This window comes from Pseudonocardia lacus, from assembly GCF_018531445.1.
Classification (GTDB): domain Bacteria; phylum Actinomycetota; class Actinomycetes; order Mycobacteriales; family Pseudonocardiaceae; genus Pseudonocardia; species Pseudonocardia lacus.
The window spans coordinates 1-21,233 of record NZ_JAHDTH010000109.1 but is presented as its reverse complement, the minus strand read 5'-3'; the positions used below and the strand labels follow the sequence as shown (position 1 = coordinate 21,233).

Sequence of the window (21,233 nt, the reverse complement as noted above, 5' to 3'; positions counted from 1 at the left end):
TGTTGCTCGATCGGGCGGCTGTGGGGGTGTGACGCCTCGCCCGCGCCGTGGACGCCGGTACCCCCGCCCACCCAGACTGACGGGGTGGATCGCGGGAAGGGGAGCGGTGGGGGAGCGGGCGTGAACGAGCCCTACCTGGCCGGGCTGTCGTTGACGGGGCGGCGCGTCGTCGTGGTCGGGGGCGGGTCGGTGGCCCAGCGCCGCCTCGGCGGCCTCATCGCCGCCGGGGCCGACATCGAGCTGGTGGCCCCGGCGGTCACCCCGGCGGTGGAGGGGATGGCCACCGCGGGCGAGCTGCGCTGGACGGCCCGCCCCTACCGCGACGGCGACCTCGACGGCGCCTGGTACGCCCTGGCGTGCACGGACGACGCCGACGTGAACGCCGCGGTGAGTGCGGAGGCCGAGCGCAGGCGGGTGTTCTGCGTCCGCGCCGACCACGCCCCCGGGGGCAGCGCCGTCACCCCTGCCGTCGGCCGCCACGACGGCCTGACCGTGGGCGTCCTCGCCGGCCGGCGCCCCCGCCGCGCCGCCGCCGTCCGCACGGCCCTCGTCGAGGCGTTGCAGGCCGGCGTCGTCGACGACACCGCCGAGCCGGTGACCCCGGGCGTCGCGCTGGTCGGCGGCGGCCCCGGCGACCCCGAGCTGATCACCGTGCGCGGCCGCCGGCTGCTGGCCAGGGCCGACGTCGTCGTCACCGACCGGCTCGGTCCGCGCGACCTCCTCGACGCGCTCTCCCCGCACGTCGAGGTGATCGACGCGTCCAAGATCCCCTACGGCCGCGCGATGGCCCAGGACCGGATCAACGAGCTGCTGGTGGAGCACGCCAGGGCCGGCCGGTTCGTGGTGCGCCTCAAGGGCGGCGACCCCTACGTCTTCGGCCGCGGCTTCGAGGAGGTGCTGGCCTGCGCCGAGGCGGGCGTCCCGGTGACCGTGGTCCCCGGGATCACCAGCGCCTTCGCCGCGCCCGCCGTCGCCGACGTGCCGGTGAGCCACCGCGGGGTCGTGCACGAGGTCGTCGTGGTGTCCGGGCACGTGGCCCCGGACGACCCCCGCAGCCTGGTCGACTGGCCGGCGCTCGGACGGTTGAAGGGCACCGTCGTGCTGATGATGGCCGTGGAGCGGCTCGGGCTCTTCGCCGACGCGCTGATGGCCGGGGGGCGGGCGGTCGACACCCCGGTGGTGGTCGTGCAGGACGGGACGACGCGGATCCAGCGGACGGTGCGGGCGACGCTCGGGACAGTCGCGGGGGTCGCCGAGGCCGAAGGGGTCGCGCCGCCGGCGGTCGTGGTGGTCGGGGCGGTGGCCGGGCTGGTGGGGGAGCCGGTGACGGTCGACCGGCTCGGGCCCGCCTGAGTGCAGCGCCATCGTTGATAGGGGCGCATGAACGGTTGAGCGGCAACAATCTCGATCTCGCCCAATCGGAAGAGGCCCACGTTACCAGTCGGCCGGCCAGCTGGTTCGGCCGACCAGCTCTTCACATGTCCGGTCTTGGGGCTATGGTGGCCCTTTTGGAGTCTGCCCACTCCACAACTGCCTGGTCTATACGGAGTTCGCTTCGCAATGTTCGTGGACGAGAACAAGGGCCGGACAGCGCTGATGCTGCACCCGGTGATCTTCGCGGTGCCGGCCGCCAAGGTGACCTGGTCGCTGGTCGTGCGGTGTGCTGGTTTCGGCTGGGGAGTGTGCCGTAGCGCCCTGGTCGCTGCGCGGATCGTGGGCGAAGTCGTTGCCACCTGGTCCACGACGCCTCTTCGCCGAATGGGCGTGACTTCGCCAGGGCAGGTGGCCGACCGGATACCGCTGTGGGACGCCATCAAGTTCGGCTTCGCGCGGTGGAAGCGGCGGGCGTGGCGGATCTCTGGACCCGTTCCGATCGTCGTGGAGCCCGTGACGCCAGCGAGGTGGCGACGGCTGCGTCGGGTGCGCCTCCAGTCGCTGAAGGACGCCCCAAGAGCCTTCACGGACAGCTACGCCCGTGAGCGGAACCGTCGGGTGGTGCGCAAGGAGCACTGGGTCGCGAGGATCGAGTCGTCGGAATGGGTCATCGCGCTGCGCCCGGGGATCTTCACCGAGGGGACCGTCGGCGTGGCCCGGCTTCTGCCTCAGGACCCGGACGGCGTTCAGTTCATCGAGTGCGTCTGGGTCCGGCCGTGGTGGCGCGGGATGGGGATCGTCGAGCTGATGATCAACGATCTCGAGAGGCGCGCCCAGAAGGCGGGCAGCACGGAGTTGTCCCTCTGGGTGCTGCAGGGCAACGCGGCTGCGTGGAAGGCCTACAAGAAGCTCGGCTTCAAGGGTGTCGGAAAGCAATTTCTGCCGAAGGAGTACGCCGCCAACGGACGGCGTGTCCTGGAGCACCGGATGAGCAGAGCCATCGCTCAGCCGGTGGCCGCTTCCGTCGCTCACGACACAGGCGTCGAGCCCCAGGACGTCGAGCGCTTCCGCGAGGTCATGCACGGGTCTGATGCGTTGGACGGAGTTCTCCCAACCGGCCAGATCGGCGGCCCAGGCCTGGAGCCAGGCAGTGCAGAGCTGGGGGGACAACAGCTCGAGCTGGCTTCGAGCGGCGGCGAGTGAGGCGAGCGCGTCCTGTCTGACGCTCTCTGAGTCGCTCAGGAGCCGGACGACCTCGTCCATCCCGCTGAGCCGATCGGCGACGAACCGCTCCCAGTACCCGAGGTCCGCGGCGGCGAGGCGGTCGAGGTACTCGTCCTCCTCGTGCTGGCGCTCGAACAGGGCGTACATGCCCTCGGCCAACAGGTCCCCGAACTCCTCCTGGCGGGCGCGGTCGGGCTCGCGGTACGGGTCGAACGGCGCCTGCGTGGCGTACCCGGCGTGCGCGACGTCCCGTCGAGCGGCCATCCGGGAGAAGAAGAACCAGTCCTCGTTGTAGATGTCGGGGAAGAACGGCAGGGGCTGGTCGTTGCAGTTGACCGCGAGCGCAGCCCCGGTGATGAACGTGTCCTGCGGCATTCCGGCCAGCCGGCGCCCGTGGCAGACGACGGAGTTGTCCGGGTAGTCCCGGCACGCGAGCCCGGCCACCTGGTGGGAGTCGAGGTGGTGCGCGAGGTTCCGCACGGTCGTGAGGGGCAGGGCCAGAGGCTGGTCGCGGGTCGGTTCGGCGATGTCGTCGTCGAGGAAGAGGACCTTGCCCCAGCCGGCGAGCCGGGCCGTCAGCAGGCCGATGTTCCGCTTCAGGCTCAGGTCGCTGCGCCGTCCCGCGCTCGCGTCCCGGAAGCGCGGTGCCGACGTCCGCGTCGGGACCAGGTCGTGGTGGTAGCCGACGGGGACGTCGACGCTCACCGCTCGGCAGCCGGGCATGCGGGCGAGGTGCTCGGCCGCGTCGACGTAGGTTGTCTGCCGGCTGCACAGCACCACGAGCGGCGTGCGCATGCGGACGGCCAGGTTCGCTGCCGCGTCCAGCGCCGCGACCCCCCGGGACGCCGGCACGACGACCGCGTCGATCCGGCTCGTCCGTCCCGCCGGGCGCAGCCGGGAGACGTCCCGCATGAGAGCGGCGTGCGAACCGTGGTGGAGCCTGGGGCGACCGGGGTCGGGCCGCACCTCAGTCCTCCTCGTCCGGAGACCACTCGAACACCCGTGCGTCGGGGTTCTGGAGGTCCGGCGCGAGGACCTTGCCGGAGAGGACCGGTACCCGCACGAGCATCGCGAACGCGCCCGACGGGAAGCGCTGGGCGAGGTAGGCCTCGTTGCTCGGGCGGACCGTCTCGTCGGTGATCGTGAGCACCGCACCCAGGACGCCTTTGGAGTGCACCCCGTTGCAGATCGTCAGCGTGCGGCCGTAGTTGAACGGGTTCGGCAGGCGGGCCAGCAGCGCGACGTCCTCGACCAGTTCCTGGTGGCCCTCGAACTCCTCGGTGACCGGGAAGTAGGTGCGTTCCTCGCGGTTGTCGGCCTTGCGGACCCGGAACACCTCGCCGGTCTCCAGTCGCGGGTCCTCGTACTGCTCGATGGGCAGCCGCCGCAGTGACGACAGCACGCGGCGCACGGTCGGGTTCCAACCGACGCCGCCGAGCACGACGAGGTGGTTCTGCAGCTCGGCCTGCTGGACGTCGGACGGGAGGCGATGCAGGACGTGCGTCTCCGGGTTGAGGGCGCGCAGGTGGCCGAAGATCTCCAGGAGGGCGTCGAGGTCGGCGTACTTGTGCAGCCGGTTGTGGTTGACGTCGTCCTCCTTCGCCAGGGGACCGAGCACGCCCTCCGGCACCTCCGGACAGATGATCACGACCGGGCCGGGGTCCTCGAAGGACAGCACCTGCCGGCGGAATTCGCCGTTGGGAGCGCTCTCTCCGACGACGGCGCTGTGCAGGGCGAAGAGCTCGTCCTCCAGTTCGCGGAAGCGCTCCTTCTCCTCCTCGTCGAGCTCGGCCAACGGAATGAGGTGCGGGGCGCCCTCCAGTGAACGGCGGGTCGCGAAGAAGCGCGCGTACGCATTGAGCCGGGACGGCGTCGGGGTCTTCGGGTTGGTCAGCGACTCCCACGAGCTGAGCGTCGCCGGCGCTACCCGGGTTTGCGCGCTCAACGCTCGGGCGAGGTGTACTTGGGTGATGTTGGCTTCCGGCCACTCGTGCTCGCGCAGATCGCGTAGTCTGCGCGCGAGGCGCGCGGCTCTCCCGTTCTCCGATGCCATGGCCCGCCCCTCCGGCTCATCGAACGGGCGCCGAACAATGGTGTTGCTCGACGCCGCCCGGGCGGACTCTACCGGGGGTGTGCCGCACGTGGAATAGGTCGACCGAAGCGATCTGAAGGTCGGTGTTGTTCGTCGTAGTGCGGCGTCCTCCGATCGGCTGCGGGCGGGAGAAGATCGACTTCGGGAATCGCGATCGTCCATCGTGGACCGTGACCATGAACTCCGACGAGTGCCGCGTGGCTTGTCGCGATCTTCGGCGGGGGTCTACCGGGGAGCGGGCGACGTGAGCGCGGCGATGACGCTCCGGATGACTCGTTCGGTAGAGCGGCCTGAATTCGTGTAAAGCATTCTGAAGTCTTGTCCATGTCAGGCAGAGGAATTGGCCCGGCGCTTCCGGTGGATCGCACGGGAAACGTAATGCAATACTCGTCCAGGGTGCGCGTCAAGGGGGTCTCCCCGATTGATGCGCGCCGCTGTGGAAAGGCGCTCCTCGACCTCCGGGCGGTGTGCCATGACCTCGACGTACGACGACCCGCACCTCGACACCCTCATGGGTGTCGTCGCGGCCTTGGAGTGTGGCGACTGGCGCACCGCGTGGATCGAGCTGTTCCGCGGCGATCCCACGGGCGGGCGGGCGGAGCTCGTCGACCTGACCGTCTGCCTGCGCTGCGTGGTCCGCAGCATGCGGTTCCAGTGCGCGGACGGCGACGTCCGGATGGCGTGGGAGCAACTCGACACCGCCACCCGGAAGCTGCGCGCCGGGGGGCACCCCCTCGTCCTGGGGCGGGAACCGCCGCGGACGTGGCGGCAGGGGCACCTGGTCTGGGCGACCATCCGGCTCGTCCTGCGGGAGAGGGCCGACCTGGACGCCGCCCGGCAGACCTTCGAGCAGCTACCGCGCGGCCGCCAGGAACTCGTGCACGCCTGCGTGCAGCACCTGGTCTGGGTGGAGTTCGATCCGTGGACGGTGCGCGTGCACCCGGAGGACCGCACCCTCCTGCGCCTCGACGAGGCCGCGTACGAGCGCTTCCGGATCATCAACCGCACGGACATCTGCGCCAGGGCCACTCGGCTGCGCCAGTTCGCCGATGTCCACCGGGGACCGGTCAGCGTGAAGTCGTGGCAGCGGATCGGTGGTTACGGGCCCGTGCGAGAGGGTGCGCTTCGCGTGCTCGCCGAGGAATCCGTCTCGCACCACCCGGTAGGCATGCCGGTGCGGCTAGGTCGTGTGCGGGCGCGGGCGCACGCCCAGCAATGGCTGCGCGACACCGTCCGGTGAGGCGACGGAATCGCGGTCTGGCGCCGGTGCTGCCGGTGGTGCGACACTCTGGGTCCTAGCGGGGTTGGGTGTACTTCGGCCGACTCGGCGCCGCGGCCATGCGAACTGTGGTGGCGACACCGGGTTGCGGATCACTGGAGGCAACCGCGATGACGTCGTCGAGTGCCCGCGTGAACGGCCGATGGTGCCGGGTCGACCCCGGTGAACTCGAATCGGACGCCGAAGTGGCCCCCGGGATCGCGATCAGCTGGGATCCGACCGCTCCGCACCGGTGCGCGGGTTTCCGCGCGGAGGCGCCGGAGGACCTCCGACCGGTCGTCGACGTCCTGCGCGCCCTGGGGGCCGAACCGGCCCGCTGGCTGCGGCTGGTGGCGTTGCTCGCCTTCGACCGGCTCCTGCACCTGCCGCTCAACCGGTCCCTGCTGGACGCGGAGATCGCCGTCGCCCAGCACGAGGTGGCCCGTACGCTCGCTCCTGGGAGCGGGACCCGCGAGCACCTCGTGCGTCAGGCGCTGGGCCGCGCTCGCGACGCCGCGCCCGGGCTGCTGCGCTACCTCGAGCACCTCGTGGTCCGGGGGAGCCGGCCGCCGCGCGCGCTCGACGCGGCGCTCGAACGTGTCGCGGCCGGCTACCGGTCCCTCCTCGGCGAGGTCGGTGAGCCCGACCCGCAGCTGGCCGTGGTGACCGAGGCATGGCACCAGCTGTCCCAGCTGGACGTGGGCGACGACCGCGGGGCGGACCCGGTTCCGCGGTCCGCGCCATCAGCACGGGGCGGTGTCGACCTCCTCGATCCGCGCATGGTGAAGGCGCGGCTGCTGGACCTGGGCACGGCGGTCGACGCCGCCGAGATCGACGTGACCCCGATGCACTGGAAGGGGCGGCCCGCGGTGCGCGTCCGGGTCGCGGCCTACGGCGGGCCTGGGGGCCCGGACGACCCGGACCTCGCGGTGCGGCTGGTCGAGCGGCGGTCCGGCGAGATCTGCGGGCACGGGCTGCTCGGCGAGCGCTCGACCGTCCCGTCCTTGTCGCTGCGCGAGGCCGACGACGCGTACTTCGAGGGCGTCGTGGAGCTGCCTGACGGCGTCGACCCCGACGACGTCCGGGTGGACCTCGTCGACGCCGGCGCCGCTCGGCCGCTGCCGCCCGCGATCGACGACGCCGAGCTGCGCCGCGTCCGGCGGGCCGCGCTGTTCCTCGCCGCGTGGCGCTCGCTGGTCGCGGAGGCCCGGCTGTGGGGGGTGGGCGCCGCTCCCGCCGACCGGCTGCGCGACCTCGCCGACCGCCTCGGCCCCGGGCCCGCCGATGCGCCGTTGTGGGCGGGCGGGCCGTCGACCGCATCGCTGCACCGCCTGGCCGACCTGGGTGACGAAGCGCTGGCCGAGCTGCTGGCCGCCGACGGTCCGCCGACCGGCGTCCGGCGCACGCCGGCCGCGGTGCACGGTCCGGGTGACCTGCTGGCCGCCGAGGTGGCGGCCGCCTTCGAGCGCCGAGCCGCGTAGCCGCCGGAGGGTCGGAGTCCCTCCGCGGGACTTTCTCCAGCAATTGCACTGCGGTTGTTCCATGCTCGGTCCCGCGCGCCGCCGAATCCGGCGGTGCCCGCTCGGATCGAAGGTGGGAAATGAGAACAACGTCGACCGCGCCGATGCGCGGATGGCGGCGGCCGCCACTGCGGCGCGATTCCTCGCTTCGAGGGGAATCGCGTGGCGCGAGGGCGGACGGTCATCGACCGATGTGGACGCGGGGGGTGCGGTCATGAGTCGGCGGAGACCGGTCCCCGTCGAGGTCGTGTCCTTCCCGGCGCCGCGGACGATGGAGCAGAACCGGGTGCGGGAGGCGAACCTCGTCTCCGCCTGCTTCTCCGTGATCTGCGCACTGGCCTGCGTGTGCGGGCTCGTCCCGGCGGTCGGTCGGGCGGTGTCGTCGTTCTTCGTGGTGGTCATCGTGGGCGCGGTGGTCGCAGCCGTCCTGCACCAGGTCATCCGGAGAGTTCGCGTCTACCGGGAGGACCGTGAGGACGAGCGCGTTGCGGCCCTCTGGCGCGAGGCGCACGCCGAGCCGGCGCGCTCGGGTGGCCGGTCCGGGACGCCCGCTCGGGTGGCGTGATCAGGTCTGCGCCCGAAGCCGTCGGGGGGCGGTTTCGGGCGCGCCGAGCCAGTGGACGAACGCCGCGACCGCGATCAGCGCGGTGAGGGCGAAGGCGGTGCCGAAGCCCGTCGCGTCGGCGACCAGGCCGGCCACGACCGGGCCGACGACCGCGCCGACGTCGCCCACCATCTGGAACCCGGCCAGGGCTGTTCCGCTGCTGCCGCGGACGTCGCTGACCACGTCGGCGACGGCGGCGTTCATCGGCGCGTCCAGCAGGCCGTTGCCCACGCCCACCAGTAGCGAGGCCAGCACGAACAGGGGGAGGGAGGCGGGTAGGCCGGGCAGGAGCGTGCCCGCGGCGCAGATGCCCAGGCCGAGCAGAACGGGGAGGCGGCGGCCGCAGGCGTCCGCCATGCGGGCGCCGACGACGAGGGCGGCGGCGGTACCGCCGGCCGTCACCGCGAGCACGGCGCCCGACCAGGCGGCGGGCCGGGCCAGGACGTCGACGACGTAGAGCGGCACCAGCGCGACCCAGACGCCGTAGACCGTCCAGCCGTGCACGAAGTTCGCGGTGAGGGCGGCCCGGAAGGTGCGGTGGCCGAAGGCAGCGGGAAAGGTGGCGGCGGGGCGCCCGGGGGTCGGCCCGCCGTCCGCCCGGCCGCGCAGGGCCACGGCGCTGAGGGCGGCGGCGACGACGAGCAGGACGGCGTAGGCCAGGAACGGCAGCCGCAGGCTCTGCCCGATGAGGGCGCCGCCCAGCAGCGGGCCGGCGATCGTGCCGAGCAGGAAGCCGGTGGCCCAGGCCCCGACCGCGCGTCCGCGCAGGTGCGGTGGGGAGAGCCGGACCAGCAGCGCCGCCGCGGACACGGTGAACATGGTTGAGCCGATGCCGCCGAGTGATCGCAGCACCAGCAACTGCCAGTAGGTCGCGGCGAAGGCGCAGGCCGCGCTGGAGGCGGCGACGATCGCCAGCCCAGCGCAGAACACCCGCAGCTCCCCGATCCGGCCGACGAGCCGGCCGCTGACGGGGGCGAAGACGAGCCGGCACACCGCGAAGGCGCTTACGACCAACGATGCCGCGGCGACGCCGACGCCGAAGCCGGTGGCGAAGACCGGCAGCGCCGGCGCGACGATGCCGTAGCCGAGCGCCACGACGAAGGATGCGACGACCAGGACCCGGATCGCGCCGGGCAGGCGGTCCGTCGTCGGCACCGCCTGAGACTACGGCGGCGGGTGAGGGGACGACGGCGACCGCGCGGGTGAACCCCTCAGCACTCCACCGGGTCGGTGATCGAGGTGGCTTTGCGGATCAGCCAGACCGGCGTGGAGCCGTCCATCTCGTAGGCCAGGTCCCAGTAGGTGCACTCCTGCCCCTGCGGGCCGTCCTCGGCGGACTGGGTGCTGGTGAAGCTCATGTCGACCTCGATGGTGACCGGGTCGATGTCGCGCACCGCGGTGATCTTCGCGTCGTAGATGATCGTGGTGAGCTGGCCCTGCGCCCAGGCGTCGATGCCGCCCTGGAAGGTGGCGGAGTCGGTGGTGAAGTAGGCGAAGGCGTCCTCGTAGCGCGACTGGTTGATGCCCAGGATGTACTCGCGCAGGCTCGACCGGGCGCCCACGACCGCGGGGTGGTTGACGCCCGGCTCGACGGCGACGGTGGCGTCGAAGGGGATGTCGATCTGGGTCGTGGTGGGCGGCGGGGTCGTGGTCGCGCGGGTGGTGGTCGGGGCGGCCGCGGCGGTGGTCGTCGTCGGGCCGTTGCCGGTGGTGATGGGCTGCGGGCGGTTGAGGTACCAGGCCAGCACGCCGGCGCCGACGATCACGACGATCGCGGCGGCCACCCCGGCGATGAGCGGGCCGCGGCGCGGCCGGGCGGGCATCGGCGGGGGCGACCACGGGGGCGGCTGGGGGCCGGGGACGGCCCGGGTCAGCGGTTGGGCCGGCAGCTGGGCGGGCATGGGCTCGGTCGGCGGGGGGTTGTTCGACGTGCTGTGGCTGCCGTAGGGCTCGGCGATCCAGGCCGGGACGCGCGGGGGCGCGCCCTGGCCGGTCCCGCTCAGGGCGGTGGGGCCACTGGTGCTGGCCCGGTCGGTCGCGGCGAAGCCGGGCACCAGCGGCCGCAGCGGGGCCACCCCGGGCCCCGAGCGCGGGGTCGCCCAGGTGACGGTATCGCCGTGGCTCGGGCGCTCGCCCTCGATGACGGCCCGGGTGACCGGGCGGCCGGTGCTGCGCTGGGCCGCCTGCATCTCGACGGCGGCGTCGGCCGCGGACGGGAACCGCTCGGCGGGCGACTTCGCCATCATGCGCTCGATGACGCGGGCCACCACGTCGGGCACGCCGCGCGGGCGCAGGTCGGGGACCGGGTCGCGGACGACGCGGGCCACCGTGGCCAGCAGGTCGTCGTTGCCGGTCTCGGAGGTGAAGGCGGGACGGCCGACGAGCAGCGTGTACAGCGTGGCGCCCAGGCCGTAGATGTCGGAGGCGACGGTCGCGGTGCCGTCGAGCAGGCGCTCCGGGGCGGCGAACGCGACGCTGGCCTTCACCCGGCCGTCGGTGGTCTCGGTGACGCCGGGCAGCCGGGAGATGCCGAAGTCGGCCAGCTTGGGCTCGCCGTACTTGGAGACCAGGACGTTGGCCGGCTTCATGTCCAGGTGCAGGATGCCGGCGCGGTGCGCGGTCTCCAGCGCACCGGCCATCATCACCCCGGTCTCCAGGACCTCCGACCAGGGCAGCGGGCCCTCCCGGGCGATGCGGTCGCCCAGCGACCCCTCGCTCATCAGGTCCATCACGATGTAGGCGCGGCCGGAGTCGGTGGTGCCGCCGCGCAGCACCGTGACGATGTGCGGGTGCCCGGACAGGGCGCCCATGGCCTGGCACTCGCGCAGGAAGGCCTTGCGGACGTTGTCGCCGTTGAGCCGCTCCTCGATCACCTTGACCGCGACGGAACGGCCGAATTCGGGCTCCTCGACCTTGAACACGGTCCCGAAGCCGCCCTGCCCGATCACCTCGGGGTTCTCCAGGCCGGGTATCTCCAACGGGGGAACCGAGGTCACCGGCGCAGTGTAGAGCCGCCGGTCCAACGACCGACCGCCGTACACGTCCTCGGGAGCCGGACCTGTCCGTACGCCACAGCGTGACGGCCCGGACACGGCGGACCGGGCCCGACGACGAGGTCGGGCCCGGTCCGGGGGTGGTGCGGGAGGGTCAGAGCGCGAGCAGCCGGTCGAAGAAGCTGCGGTAGCGGCGCAGGGCAAGGCGCAGGTCCTCGGTGGAGGTCTCGTCGGCGTCCAGGCCGTGCTCGAGGTCGCTGCGCTGCTTGCGGAACAGCTGGTCGAGCTCGTCGAGCAGCTCGCCGACCAGCTTGTCGGCCTTGGCGACGGCCTGGCGGGGCTCGTCGACGAACTCGCCCTTCACGGCGTCCCACCGGGCGGAGTAGGCGTCGACCCGGTCGCCCGGCACGAGCCGCTCCAGCTTGTCCGGCCCCGCCGCGCCGCCGGAGTGGTCGGTGCGGTCGTCGGTGTCCGAGCCGACGTCCACGGTCCGCATGCCGGAGTCGGCGTGGCGACCGGAGGCGTGCCCGTCGACGTCCGAGCCGGTGTGGTCGGTGCCGGTGTGGTCGGTGCCGGTGTGGTCGGTGCGGGTGTGGTCGGCGCCGGAGTGGTCGACCGAGTCGGCGTCGTGCGGGTAGCCGCCATCGGTGCGGGGCTCGTCGGTCGCCGTGGTGTCGGTGGACGACGGGTCGGCGGAGGTCGCGTCGTGCCCGGTGTCGTGGGCGGAGTCAGCGGTGGTGTCGTCGCCGTGGCGCTGGGCGTAGCCACCGGGCTCGCGGCCGGTGCCGTCGGCGGTGCCGTCGACGGTGCCGTCGACGCCCTCGTAGCGGGCGGCGTCGTCCTGGGCGGTGACGTCGACCTCGGAAGCCCGGTAGGCCCCGCCGCCGTGGTGCGGGTCGGTCTCGGTGTGCCGGTCGGCGGTGGTCATCGCTTCTGCTCCTCGGTCGTCGTGGTCACGTCGTTGTGGGCGACCCCGTTGCGGGTGGCGTGGCCGTCGGTGCGGGGGTCGGTGGCGTGGTGGGAGTCGTCGACCCCGTCGTGCCGGTCGTCGTGCCGGTCGTCGTGCCCGTCGTGCCGGTGCCGGCCGGAGTCGTGCGGGTCGTGCGCGGAGTCCTTGCCCAGCAGGGCCTCGACCAGCGAGCGGTACGAGGTGACGGCGGTGCGCTGCTTCTCGGTGTCGACGTCGCCGTCGGCGTCGCGCACGGCGCGGGCGTCGCGGTAGTGGCGCACGACCTGCGGGTGGTCGACCGAGAGGTCCTCGGCGCGGCGGTCGAAGTCGCCCTCGACCGGGTAGCCGCGCACCCGCATGATCTCGACGACCAGGTCGTCGGCCTGACGCAGCGAGCCGGCCGGGTCGTCGACGAACCCGCGCTGGATGGTGGCCCAGCGGTCGGTGAAGCCGTCGCGCTCCTCGGGGCGCAGGTCGCGGATGTCGAGCTCGCGCACCCGGCTCTCGCGCTCGGTCAGCGCGGCCTCGGCGGACTTGCGGTCGCCGGTCTCCTCGACGCTGCGCTCGTACTCCTCGCCGTAGTGCTCGCGCAGGCGCTGGGAGCGGCGCTGGCGGGCCAGCACGAAGGCTCCGGCGGCGAGCGCGGCCACGACGAGGACGACGATGACGACGATCACGGTGGTATCCACGCGGACACACCTCTCTGCCTGTGTCGTCCCACCCGATCGGATGGGGTGCTTGACAGTCGGGTTCCCGATCTGATCGCGAACTCAAACCTCGTGGTCGGCGTCCCGTTGACCCTGCGCCCCACCGTGTGTTGCAGTTCCTGCGACGGCAGTGCAGGAAGCCGGTGCGAATCCGGCGCGGTCCCGCCACTGTCACCGGGGAGCGCACGCCCACCTCACGACCACTGCCGCGCGGAACGGCGGGAAGGTCGGGCGCGCCGTGCCGATCCGGGAGCCAGGAGACTCGCTGCCGTCGCTGGATCCCCTGCGATTGAGGGCGCGGACCCTCGAGGAGGAACGATGACCGGCGACCCGTCCCCCGCACCCACGAGCCCACCACCCACCCCGCCCGTCGGCACGCTCGTCGGCGTCGGCGTGGGGCCCGGCGACCCCGACCTCGTGACCGTGCGGGCCGCCGACCTGCTGGCCGCGGCGGACGTGGTGTTCGTCCCGGCCGCCGACCCGGACGGCACCGGGGTCGCCGAGCGCGTCGCGCTGCACTACGCCGAGGCCTGGCGGGTGGAGCGCCTCGTCGTGGACCCGCACGACCGCGAACGCGGCTGGGACGCGGCGGCGGTCGCGGTGGCCCGCTGGTTCGGCGAGCACCACCGCGGCGTCGCCGCCGTCGCGACCGCGGGCGACCCCCGCGGCTACTCGACCTTCACCGACCTGGCCGAGTCGGTCCGCGCCCTCGCGGGCGACCTGCGCGTGCGGATCGTCCCGGGGATCACCGCGCCGCAGGACGTCGCCGCCGGCACCCCGCTCGCCCGGGGGTCGTCGTGACCGGCGCCCTCGCGGAGACCCTCGCCGCGATCCGCCCGGTCGACGCGGGCGCCCGCGCCGAGGCGGCCGAGCGGCTGGACCGGATGACCAAGCCCCGGGGAGCGCTGGGCCAGGTCGAGGCGCTGGCCGTCGACCTGGCCGGGATCGCCGGCGCGTGCCCGCCGCCGGTGCCCGAGCCCGCCGCGGTCGCGGTGTTCGCCGCCGACCACGGCGTGCACGCCCGGGGCGTCACGCCGTGGCCGCAGGAGGTCACCGCGCAGATGGTCGCCAACTTCCTGGCCGGGGGTGCGGTGGTCAACGCGTTCGCCCGCCGGATCGGGGCGAGCGTGCACGTCGTGGACGTCGGCGTGGCCGCGCCGCTGGACGCCGCGGACGGCCTGCTGGTCCGGCGGGTGGCCCCCGGCACCGCAGACATGACAGCGGGCCCCGCCCTGGAGCGGTCCCAGGCACTGGCCGCGGTCGAGGCGGGCATCGCGGTGGCCGCCGAACTGGTGGCCGCCGGGCACCGCTGCCTGGTCACCGGCGACATGGGCATCGCCAACACGACCGCGGCGGCCGCGCTGGTCTGCGCGTTCACCGGGGCCGACCCGGGCGCCGCGACGGGCCGCGGCACCGGCGTCGACGACGCCACGCTGGCCCGCAAGACCGCCGTCGTCGCCCGGGCGCTAGCCCGGCACCGCCCCGACCCGGCCGACCCCCTCGGCGTGCTGGCCGCGTTCGGTGGCCTGGAGCACGCCGGCCTGGCCGGCCTCGTGCTCGGCGGCGCCGCCCACCGGGTCCCGGTGCTGCTCGACGGCGTCAACGCGGGCGCCGCCGCGCTCGTGGCGGCCGCGTTCGCGCCGGACGCGCTGGGCTACTGCGTGGCCGGGCACCGCTCCGCCGAGCCGGGCCACCGCCTGGCCCTGGCCCACCTGGGCCTGGAGCCGCTGCTCGACCTGGGCATGCGCCTGGGCGAGGGCACCGGCGCCCTGCTGGCGCTGCCGGTGCTGCAGGCGGCCGCGCAGGCGATGGCCGACGTGGCGACCTTCGACGCCGCCGGCGTGGTCGACAAGGACGCGTAGCGCTCAGGGTTGTGACGACGCGGAGCCCCTCAGGGTTGTGACGACGCGGACCCCTCAGGGCTGTGAGGACGGTAGCCCTCAGGGCTGTGACGATGCGGAGTCCGTGCCGTGCTCGCCGTGCGGGCGCAGCCCCGGCCAGGTCACCCGGATCAGGTGGATGGCCAGCGCGCCGATGACGGCCGCGTCCACGGTGAGCGCCAGGCGCTGCAGCAGCCCGCCCGGGTCGAACCCGAGCGTGACGTCGACGAGTTCGGGGAACCAGTCGCCCAGCCGGCTCACGACGTAGGCGACCGCCAGCCCGGCCGTCCACGCCGTCAGCGCGCGCACCACCCCCACGGTGGGCCGCCACGCCGGCGCCTCGCGCAGCCGCGGCAGCAGCGCCCAGCCGCCCATGGCCAGCAGCGCGAGGAAGCCGGCGCCGGCGATCTGGTGGATCCAGCCGGTGACGGTCTCCACCGCGGGCGACTGGTCGGTGGGGAAGACGGTGGCGATGACGAGGCAGCCCGCCCACGCCGAGAAGTAGGCGGCAGGCTTGCCGCGCAGCCGCACCCCCGCCCGCGCCATCCCGAGCAGCAGCGCGACCATCGACGCGGCCAGCGTCAGCGCCGCGGAGTCCGCGGGCGGCCCGCCGCCGTCGACGAAGACGTACATGCTCAGCGGCTGCGAGATGGGGTCGACGTCGGACCAGAAGGCCACCGCGAGGTAGACCACGAGCGCGAGTGCCCGCGCGGCGGCGACCAGCGCGACGAGCGCGAGCACGAGCGACACCAGACCGAGGCGGAGGCCGGGGCGCTGCACCCGTCCATTCTGCGACAACGCAGGGTGTTCGGGGGGACATCGACGCACCCGTCGGAGGCCGGATCTAGGCCATGTTCACCCTGGCGTTGACCGCCAGGTGGTCGCTGGGGCCCCTGCGGGCCACTTGCACGTCCTCCAGACGGGCGCCGCGGGCCAGCAGGTGGTCCAACTGCATCCGGGGGCGCCACGCCGGGTAGGTCGGCCCGGCCGGGGCGGTGCGGGCCCAGCCGGTGCCCCGCAGGGCCGCGCCCAGCGCCCGGTGGGGCAGGTTGAGGTCGCCGGCCAGCACCGCGGTCGGGCCGGCCAGCGCCGTCCACGACAGGGCCCGGCGGAGCTGGTGGACCGCCCGCCACGTCACGTACGTCAGGTGCGTGCCGGTCAGCACGATCTCCCCGCCGCCGGGCGGCCGCAGCCGCGCCCGCAGCGCCACCCGGGGCTCGCGGTCCCAGGCGGGCGGGTGGTCGAAGCCCTCCGGCAGCCGCCGCCGGGTCGCGCCGCCGGGCAGGACCAGCCGGCGCACGTCGTGCAGCGGGTGCGGGCTGAGCAGCCCGATGCCGTAGGCGGGGCCGCCGGGGTCGGGCACGCCCTGCGGCAGCGCGTCCCAGCTGCGGACCGGCTCCCCGAGCAGGGCCGGGGCGAACGCGCCGTGCCAGCCGAGCTTGTCGGCCAGCACGCTGAGCTGGTCGAGGCCGCCCGAGCGCGGCAGCTCGCGGTCGACCTCCTGCACCGCGACGGCGTCGGCGTCCAGCGCGGCGATGCCGTCGGCGACCGCGCCGAGGTCGACCCGCCCCGTGCGCACGTCGCGGCAGTGCAGCAGGTTCCAGGTGGCGATCCTCACCGGGGCTCCGTCACGGGCGGCCTTCGGGCGGCGACGGGTCGCGGTTCACCGAACCAGCGCGTCGATGATCGCCTCGGCGGTCGTGTCGCCCTCGTAGAGCTCGCCGTTGACGAAGAACGTCGGGGTGCCGCGCACGCCGCTGCGCACGCCTGAGTTGAAGTCGGCCTCGACGCGGTCCTCGACGAAGCGGGTGGCCGGCCAGGTGACCTTCTCCGGCTTGGCCCCGATCTCCTCGGCGTAGCGGCGCAGGTCGTCCTGGGTGAGGCGCGGCTCGTCGCCGGAGAACAGCTTCTCGTGCATCGGCCAGTACAGCCCGTGCAGCGCCGCGCCCTCCGCCGCCACCGCGGCCGACAGCGCGAACGGGTGCAGCTCGGCGAGCGGGAAGTGCCGGAACACGAACACCAGGCGCTCGCCCAGCTTCTCGCGCACCTCGTTGACGACCGGCACCGCGGCCCGGCAGTACGGGCACTCGAAGTCGCCGTACTCGACCAGGCTGTACTCGGCGCCGAGCACGCCGAGCAGGTGGTCGTAGGTCCCTATCCGTGGGTCGAGCGTGATCGCCGGCCTCCTCAGGCAGGATGACGTCCCGTGGCGATCACGACCCTAGCCGAGCGCGGCGAGCTGAGCCGGGCCGCGCGCACCTTCCTGCGAACCGAATCCGGATCGGCGGTGCTGCTGCTGGCCGCCGCGGTCATCGCTCTGGTGTGGGCCAACCTCGACCTGGGGTACGAGGAGTTCTGGCACCTGGAGTTCCGGATCGGCGTCGGCGACCAGGACCTGGCGCTCGACCTGCGGCACTGGGTCAACGACGGGCTGATGGTGCTGTTCTTCTTCAGCGTCGGGCTGGAGATCAGCCGCGAGACGACGCTGGGTGAGCTGCGCGGCGCCCGGGCGATCGCCGCGCCCGCGCTGGCCGCGTTGGGCGGGCTGACCGTCCCGGCCGCGCTGTTCCTGCTGTTCAACTTCGACGGCCCGGCCGCGGGCGCCTGGGGGATCGCGATCTCCACCGACACCGCGGTGGTGATCGGCGTGCTGGCGCTGGTCGGGCCGCGCTGCCCCGACCAGCTGCGGGTGTTCCTGCTCGCGCTGGCCATCGTCGACGACATCGGCGCGGTCGGCGCGATCGCGCTCTTCTACACCGACGACGTCGACGTCGTGGCGTTGCTCACGGCCGTCGGGCTGTTCGTGGCGCTGCTGGCGCTGCGGTTCGTCAACTTCTGGCGGACCCCGATCTACGTGCTGATCGGCGTGGTCATGTGGCTGGCCGTGCTGACCTCCGGGGTGCACCCGAGCGTGGTCGGGGTGGTGCTGGGGCTGCTGGTCAACGCCTACGCGCCGCGCCTGCGCGACATGGCCCGCGCGCAGGTCGTGGGCAGCAGCTTCCTGCTCGACCCGAGTCCGGCGCGAGCGCTGGCCGCGCAATCCGCGGTGAGCGAGGCGGTCTCGCCGAACGAGCGGCTGCAGTTGCGCATCCAGCCGTGGAGCAGCTACGTGATCGTGCCGGTGTTCGTGCTGGCCAACGCGGGCGTCCAGCTGACCGGACCCAGCCTGCTCGCGGCCGCCACCTCGCCGCTGACCTGGGGCATCATCGTCGGGCTGACGGTGGGCAAGCTCATCGGCGTCACGGCGGGCACCTGGGTGGCGCTGCGCACCGGGCTGGGCACCGTGCCCGACACGCTGCGCTGGGGCCAGCTGGTCGGCGGGGCCGGGCTGGCCGGGATCGGGTTCACGGTGGCGCTGTTCATCACCGAGCTGGCGCTGACCGACGAGGAGCTGATCAACGACGCCAAGATCGGCATCCTGACCGGCTCGATCCTGGCCGCGTTGATCGGCTGGCTGATCTTCCGGGTGGCCGGCGAGCGCGGCGGCCAGTGCGCGCCGTCGGGCCTGCCGGTGCTGCCGCCGCGCCCCTGGCGCCCGCCGGCCTGACCGGGGGTCAGGCCAGGCTGGCGAGGGGATCGGCCCGGGTCAGCCGGCCGTCGTCGGCCGGGAGCGTGCGGGCGCGCCCGGGGCCGGTGGAGCGGGTCTCGAAGCGCACGGTCACCCGGCCGTGCCCGGCGCCCTGCACCCAGCCGTGGCCGTGCTCGGCGTGGTGGACGTCGTCGCCGGGGCGCCACGGGCGGGGCTCGTCGACGGCGACGGGCGCCTCGACGTCGACCGCCTCCGGTTGCGGGGCGGGGCCGGCGTCGCCGTGGAAGGCCGCGTCGAACAGGGCCGGCGGCGGGTCGTCGACCAGGCCGGCCAGCGAGACGCCGATCAGGCGCACCCCGTCCTCCGGGACGGCGTTGCGGGCCAGCCGCTGGGCGACCGCCGTCAGCGCGGCGAGGTCGGTGCTGCCGGCGGCGGCCGTCTCGGAGCGGGTGACCGTGGTGAAGGCCGCGCTGCGGATCTTGACCGTCACCGTGCGGGCGGCCCGCCCGGAGGCCAGGAGCCTGCGGTGGGCGCTGCCGGTGATGCGGGCGACGGCCTCGTGCACGGCCGCCATGGCCGTGAGGTCGGTCTCGAAGGTCGTCTCCGCGCTGATCTGCTTCGCCGCGCCCCGGGGGGCGACCGGGCGGTCGTCGACGCCGTGCGCGAGGCGGTGCAGCTCGGTGCCGATGGCGGTGCCGAGCAGGCCGTTGAGCTCGCGGGTGTCCATCGCGGCCAGCTCGCCGACGGTCCGGATGCCCAGCTTGGCCAGCGCGGCGTCGGAGACCGGGCCGATCCCCGACAGCGCCCGCACCGGCAGCGCGGCGAGCACGTCGCGCTGCTCGGCGGGGGCGACCACCCGCAGCCCGTCGGGCTTGGCCAGCTCGGAAGCGATCTTGGCGAGCTGCTTGCCGGAGCCGGCCCCGACCGAGGCCGGCATGCCGGTGGCGCCCCGGACGTCGGCCCGCAGCCGCGCGGCGAAGCGCTCGACCTCGACGGCGTCGGCCCCGGCGAGGGCGGGCGGCTCCAGGAACGCCTCGTCGATCGAGACCGGCTCCAGCACCGGCGACGCCTCGGCGAGCACGCCCATGACCCGCTCGGACAGCGCCTTGTAGAGGGCGCCGCGCGGCGGCAGCACGACGGCGTTCGGGCAGAGCCTGCGCGCCTGCCCCATCGGCATCGCGGAGCGGGCGCCGTGCACGCGGGCCTGGTAGCTGGCGCCGGCCACGACCGCCCGCGGACCCAGCCCGCCGACCAGCACGGGGCGCTCGCGCAGGGTGGGGCGGGTGAGCTGCTCGGCGGAGGCGAAGAACGCGTCCATGTCCAGGTGCAGCACCCACCTCCCGCTCACCCCGCCATCGTCCCCCGCGCCCCCGACAAGTCGTCGGTCCGCCGTCGAGAACGAACTTGTCGTGATCAACAGGGCCAAACGATCACGACAAGTTCGTTCTCGACGGGGTCAGGGGGCGCGCAGGAGGTCGTCGCCGTCGGACTCGCGGACCGCGAGCGGGTCGGGCCCGAGGCCGGCGACGGCGCCCGCGTAGCCCGGTGCGGGCCGCAGGTCGCGCAGCCACACCGGCTGGGTCGGCGCTCCCGCGCCCACCCAGCCGAGCACGCCGTCCGGGCCCAGGGTGATGTCGCTCATCGGGGCGGACAGGCCCTCCCCGGTGGCCTTCAGCAGGGCCTCCTTGCGGGTCCACAGGGTGAAGAAGGCGGCCTCGTCGGCGACGGCCTCCCCGGGCGAGCGGACGTGCGCGGCCATCGCGGTGATGTCGGAGAGCGGACGGGCGCGCTCGACGTCGAGGCCCACCGGGCCGCTGTGCACGGCGACGCCGACCACGTCGCCGGCGTGGGTGAGGGAGAAGCCGGGGCCGCCGGGCAGGACCGGCTTGCCGTGCTGCTCGCCGCAGCGGCAGGTGCGGTCGAAGCGCAGTTCCGCCGGATCCGCGCCGACGGCGTCGGCCAGCACCAGCCGGGTGAGGGCGTGCGCGGCGAGGTAGCGGGCGCGGTCGGCGGGCAGGCGGAAGCGGGGGAGGCGGGCCCGCTCGGTGTCGTCGAGGAGTACGACGAGGTGGGCGGCGGTGTCGGGGTCGACCGGCCGGGCCCACCGGATCTCGCACGTGCCGCTCACCCGGCCATCGTCACATGCTCCGGTCCGCTACCGGCAGAACAGGGTGACGGCGGCGCCGCCGTCCCGTGGACGCGGGACGGCGGCGCCGGGGCGTGGTCGGGTCCGCCGGCTGGCGTGTGCCGCGGGTGCCCCCGGCCACGCCGGGTGGGTCAACCCGTGCGACGCACGGGGTTGACCCGGCGGCCCTGCGCCGCGCGAGGTCGGTGCGGGGTGCCGGTTCGGACGGCACCCCGGTCGTCACGACCCTTCGCGCGGCCGCGACGGGCCGCCCGGTTGGCCGGCGCCGCTGCGGCGTCGACCGGGTTGTCGGGTTGGGGGCTCTGGTCGGAGCCGGGGAAGGGCGGCTGGACACGCATGGGTGTACCTCCTGCGACGAAGACCGGGATGGGCGCCACGGGGCACGGGCCGTGGGCCCGTGCGGGACTGGTCGGAGCCGGTTCGACCGTCCGGGCGTGCCGGGACGGCGTGGACGCTGGCGGGCCGGAGCCACCGGACCGCGGCCGATGCGACGGCCTTCGTTACAGGCGCATGGACAGGACGGTAGACCCGCCGCGGGAGCGCCGCGAGCGATTTATCGACGACGGGCCGCCGGCGGCGCGCGCGGCTACCGTGGGGCACCGTGGTCGAGGCAGCGGACGTGGTCGTCATCGGGGGCGGGATCGCCGGGGCCTCGGTCGGCTACGAGCTGGCCGCCACCCGGCGCGTCGTGCTGCTGGAGGCCGACCGGGCCCTCGCCCGCCACTCCACGGCGCGGTCCGCGGCCACCTACATCCCCGGCCACGGGGTGCCCGAGGTCCGGGCGCTGATCGCGGCCAGCGGGCCGCGCTTCGCCGCGCTCGCGGCCGAGCTCGGCGCGCCGCCGCTGCTGAGCCGCCGCGCGGTGCTGCACGTCGCACTCGACGAGGAAGGCGAGCGCGTGCTCGCCGCCGACCTGGCCGAGCAGGCCGGTGAGCCGGGCGCACCGCGGCCGCTGGC

Annotated in this window: 19 protein-coding genes and 1 riboswitch; of the genes, 9 read left to right on the top strand and 10 right to left on the bottom strand. The window is 74.4% G+C overall.

Going from position 1 to position 21,233, the window contains the following annotated elements; all coding sequences use genetic code 11:
* Positions 1 to 120: 120 nt before the first annotated feature.
* Positions 121 to 1,353 (top strand): uroporphyrinogen-III C-methyltransferase, encoded by a 1,233-nt coding sequence (gene cobA, locus KIK08_RS22195; protein WP_308257801.1) that lies wholly within the window; start codon positions 121 to 123, stop codon positions 1,351 to 1,353.
* A gap of 207 nt (positions 1,354 to 1,560) precedes the next feature.
* Entirely contained in the window at positions 1,561 to 2,577 is a 1,017-nt protein-coding gene (locus KIK08_RS42280) for a GNAT family N-acetyltransferase (protein WP_408004703.1), read from the top strand.
* 988 nt (positions 2,578 to 3,565) lie between these two features.
* Here the strand turns inward: KIK08_RS42280 and KIK08_RS22185 are convergent.
* A complete protein-coding gene (locus KIK08_RS22185) occupies positions 3,566 to 4,543 on the bottom strand; it encodes a hypothetical protein (protein WP_214405149.1) in 978 nt (325 codons plus the stop codon).
* 619 nt (positions 4,544 to 5,162) lie between these two features.
* Between KIK08_RS22185 and KIK08_RS22180 the strand changes: the two genes are divergently transcribed.
* The 3 genes from KIK08_RS22180 (at position 5,163) to KIK08_RS22170 (ending at position 8,033) form a co-directional block, all read left to right on the top strand.
* Positions 5,163 to 5,930, top strand: coding sequence for a hypothetical protein (locus KIK08_RS22180; protein WP_214405148.1), 768 nt, complete (start codon positions 5,163 to 5,165; stop codon positions 5,928 to 5,930).
* A gap of 224 nt (positions 5,931 to 6,154) precedes the next feature.
* On the top strand, positions 6,155 to 7,429 hold the full coding sequence (locus KIK08_RS22175; protein ID WP_214405147.1) for a hypothetical protein: 1,275 nt from the start codon (positions 6,155 to 6,157) through the stop codon (positions 7,427 to 7,429).
* 253 nt (positions 7,430 to 7,682) lie between these two features.
* The gene (locus tag KIK08_RS22170) at positions 7,683 to 8,033 is read left to right on the top strand and encodes a hypothetical protein (RefSeq protein WP_214405146.1); all 351 of its coding nucleotides are present in this window, start codon (positions 7,683 to 7,685) and stop codon (positions 8,031 to 8,033) included.
* On the opposite strand, the gene KIK08_RS22165 is transcribed toward KIK08_RS22170, so the two are convergent.
* The 4 genes from KIK08_RS22165 to KIK08_RS22150 form a co-directional block, all read right to left on the bottom strand.
* Positions 8,034 to 9,227 carry an MFS transporter gene (locus KIK08_RS22165; protein ID WP_214405145.1) on the bottom strand — a complete coding sequence of 398 codons (1,194 nt, stop codon included), beginning with the start codon at positions 9,225 to 9,227 and terminating at the stop codon, positions 8,034 to 8,036.
* Between the two features lie 56 nt (positions 9,228 to 9,283).
* Positions 9,284 to 11,068: a serine/threonine-protein kinase gene (locus KIK08_RS22160; protein ID WP_214405144.1), complete on the bottom strand. Its 1,785-nt coding sequence runs from the start codon at positions 11,066 to 11,068 to the stop codon at positions 9,284 to 9,286.
* 151 nt (positions 11,069 to 11,219) lie between these two features.
* Positions 11,220 to 11,993 (bottom strand): MSCRAMM family adhesin SdrC, encoded by a 774-nt coding sequence (locus KIK08_RS22155; RefSeq protein ID WP_214405143.1) that lies wholly within the window; start codon positions 11,991 to 11,993, stop codon positions 11,220 to 11,222.
* Positions 11,990 to 12,703 carry a hypothetical protein gene (locus tag KIK08_RS22150; RefSeq protein ID WP_214405142.1) on the bottom strand — a complete coding sequence of 238 codons (714 nt, stop codon included), beginning with the start codon at positions 12,701 to 12,703 and terminating at the stop codon, positions 11,990 to 11,992. The genes KIK08_RS22155 and KIK08_RS22150 overlap by 4 nt, the downstream gene beginning before the upstream one ends.
* A gap of 129 nt (positions 12,704 to 12,832) precedes the next feature.
* A riboswitch (cobalamin riboswitch) is annotated at positions 12,833 to 13,005 on the top strand.
* 34 nt (positions 13,006 to 13,039) lie between these two features.
* Between KIK08_RS22150 and KIK08_RS40185 the strand changes: the two genes are divergently transcribed.
* Positions 13,040 to 13,522, top strand: coding sequence for an SAM-dependent methyltransferase (locus tag KIK08_RS40185; protein WP_250557559.1), 483 nt, complete (start codon positions 13,040 to 13,042; stop codon positions 13,520 to 13,522).
* Entirely contained in the window at positions 13,519 to 14,583 is a 1,065-nt protein-coding gene (gene cobT, locus KIK08_RS22145; protein WP_308257800.1) for a nicotinate-nucleotide--dimethylbenzimidazole phosphoribosyltransferase, read from the top strand. The genes KIK08_RS40185 and cobT overlap by 4 nt, the downstream gene beginning before the upstream one ends.
* A 78-nt stretch (positions 14,584 to 14,661) precedes the next feature.
* Here the strand turns inward: cobT and KIK08_RS22140 are convergent, their stop codons facing one another.
* From KIK08_RS22140 to KIK08_RS22130, 3 genes are all read right to left on the bottom strand, one after another.
* Complete coding sequence (locus tag KIK08_RS22140; protein WP_214405141.1) at positions 14,662 to 15,381, bottom strand: DUF998 domain-containing protein; 720 nt, start codon at positions 15,379 to 15,381, stop codon at positions 14,662 to 14,664.
* Positions 15,382 to 15,445: 64 nt separating this feature from the next.
* Positions 15,446 to 16,219: an endonuclease/exonuclease/phosphatase family protein gene (locus KIK08_RS22135; protein ID WP_214405140.1), complete on the bottom strand. Its 774-nt coding sequence runs from the start codon at positions 16,217 to 16,219 to the stop codon at positions 15,446 to 15,448.
* Positions 16,220 to 16,264: 45 nt separating this feature from the next.
* The gene (locus tag KIK08_RS22130; RefSeq protein WP_308257803.1) at positions 16,265 to 16,759 is read right to left on the bottom strand and encodes a DsbA family protein; all 495 of its coding nucleotides are present in this window, start codon (positions 16,757 to 16,759) and stop codon (positions 16,265 to 16,267) included.
* 48 nt (positions 16,760 to 16,807) lie between these two features.
* Between KIK08_RS22130 and nhaA the strand changes: the two genes are divergently transcribed.
* Entirely contained in the window at positions 16,808 to 18,148 is a 1,341-nt protein-coding gene (gene nhaA / locus KIK08_RS22125; RefSeq protein ID WP_214405139.1) for a Na+/H+ antiporter NhaA, read from the top strand.
* 7 nt (positions 18,149 to 18,155) lie between these two features.
* On the opposite strand, the gene KIK08_RS22120 is transcribed toward nhaA, so the two are convergent.
* A complete protein-coding gene (locus KIK08_RS22120) occupies positions 18,156 to 19,478 on the bottom strand; it encodes a DNA polymerase IV (protein ID WP_308257799.1) in 1,323 nt (440 codons plus the stop codon).
* Positions 19,479 to 19,586: 108 nt separating this feature from the next.
* Positions 19,587 to 20,258, bottom strand: a complete 672-nt coding sequence (locus tag KIK08_RS41850; protein ID WP_214405138.1) for a 4'-phosphopantetheinyl transferase family protein — start codon at positions 20,256 to 20,258, stop codon at positions 19,587 to 19,589.
* 619 nt (positions 20,259 to 20,877) lie between these two features.
* Here KIK08_RS41850 and KIK08_RS22110 point away from each other — a divergent pair.
* Positions 20,878 to 21,233, top strand: a 356-nt coding sequence (locus KIK08_RS22110) for an FAD-dependent oxidoreductase (protein WP_214405137.1), incomplete at its 3' end; no start/stop codon positions are given.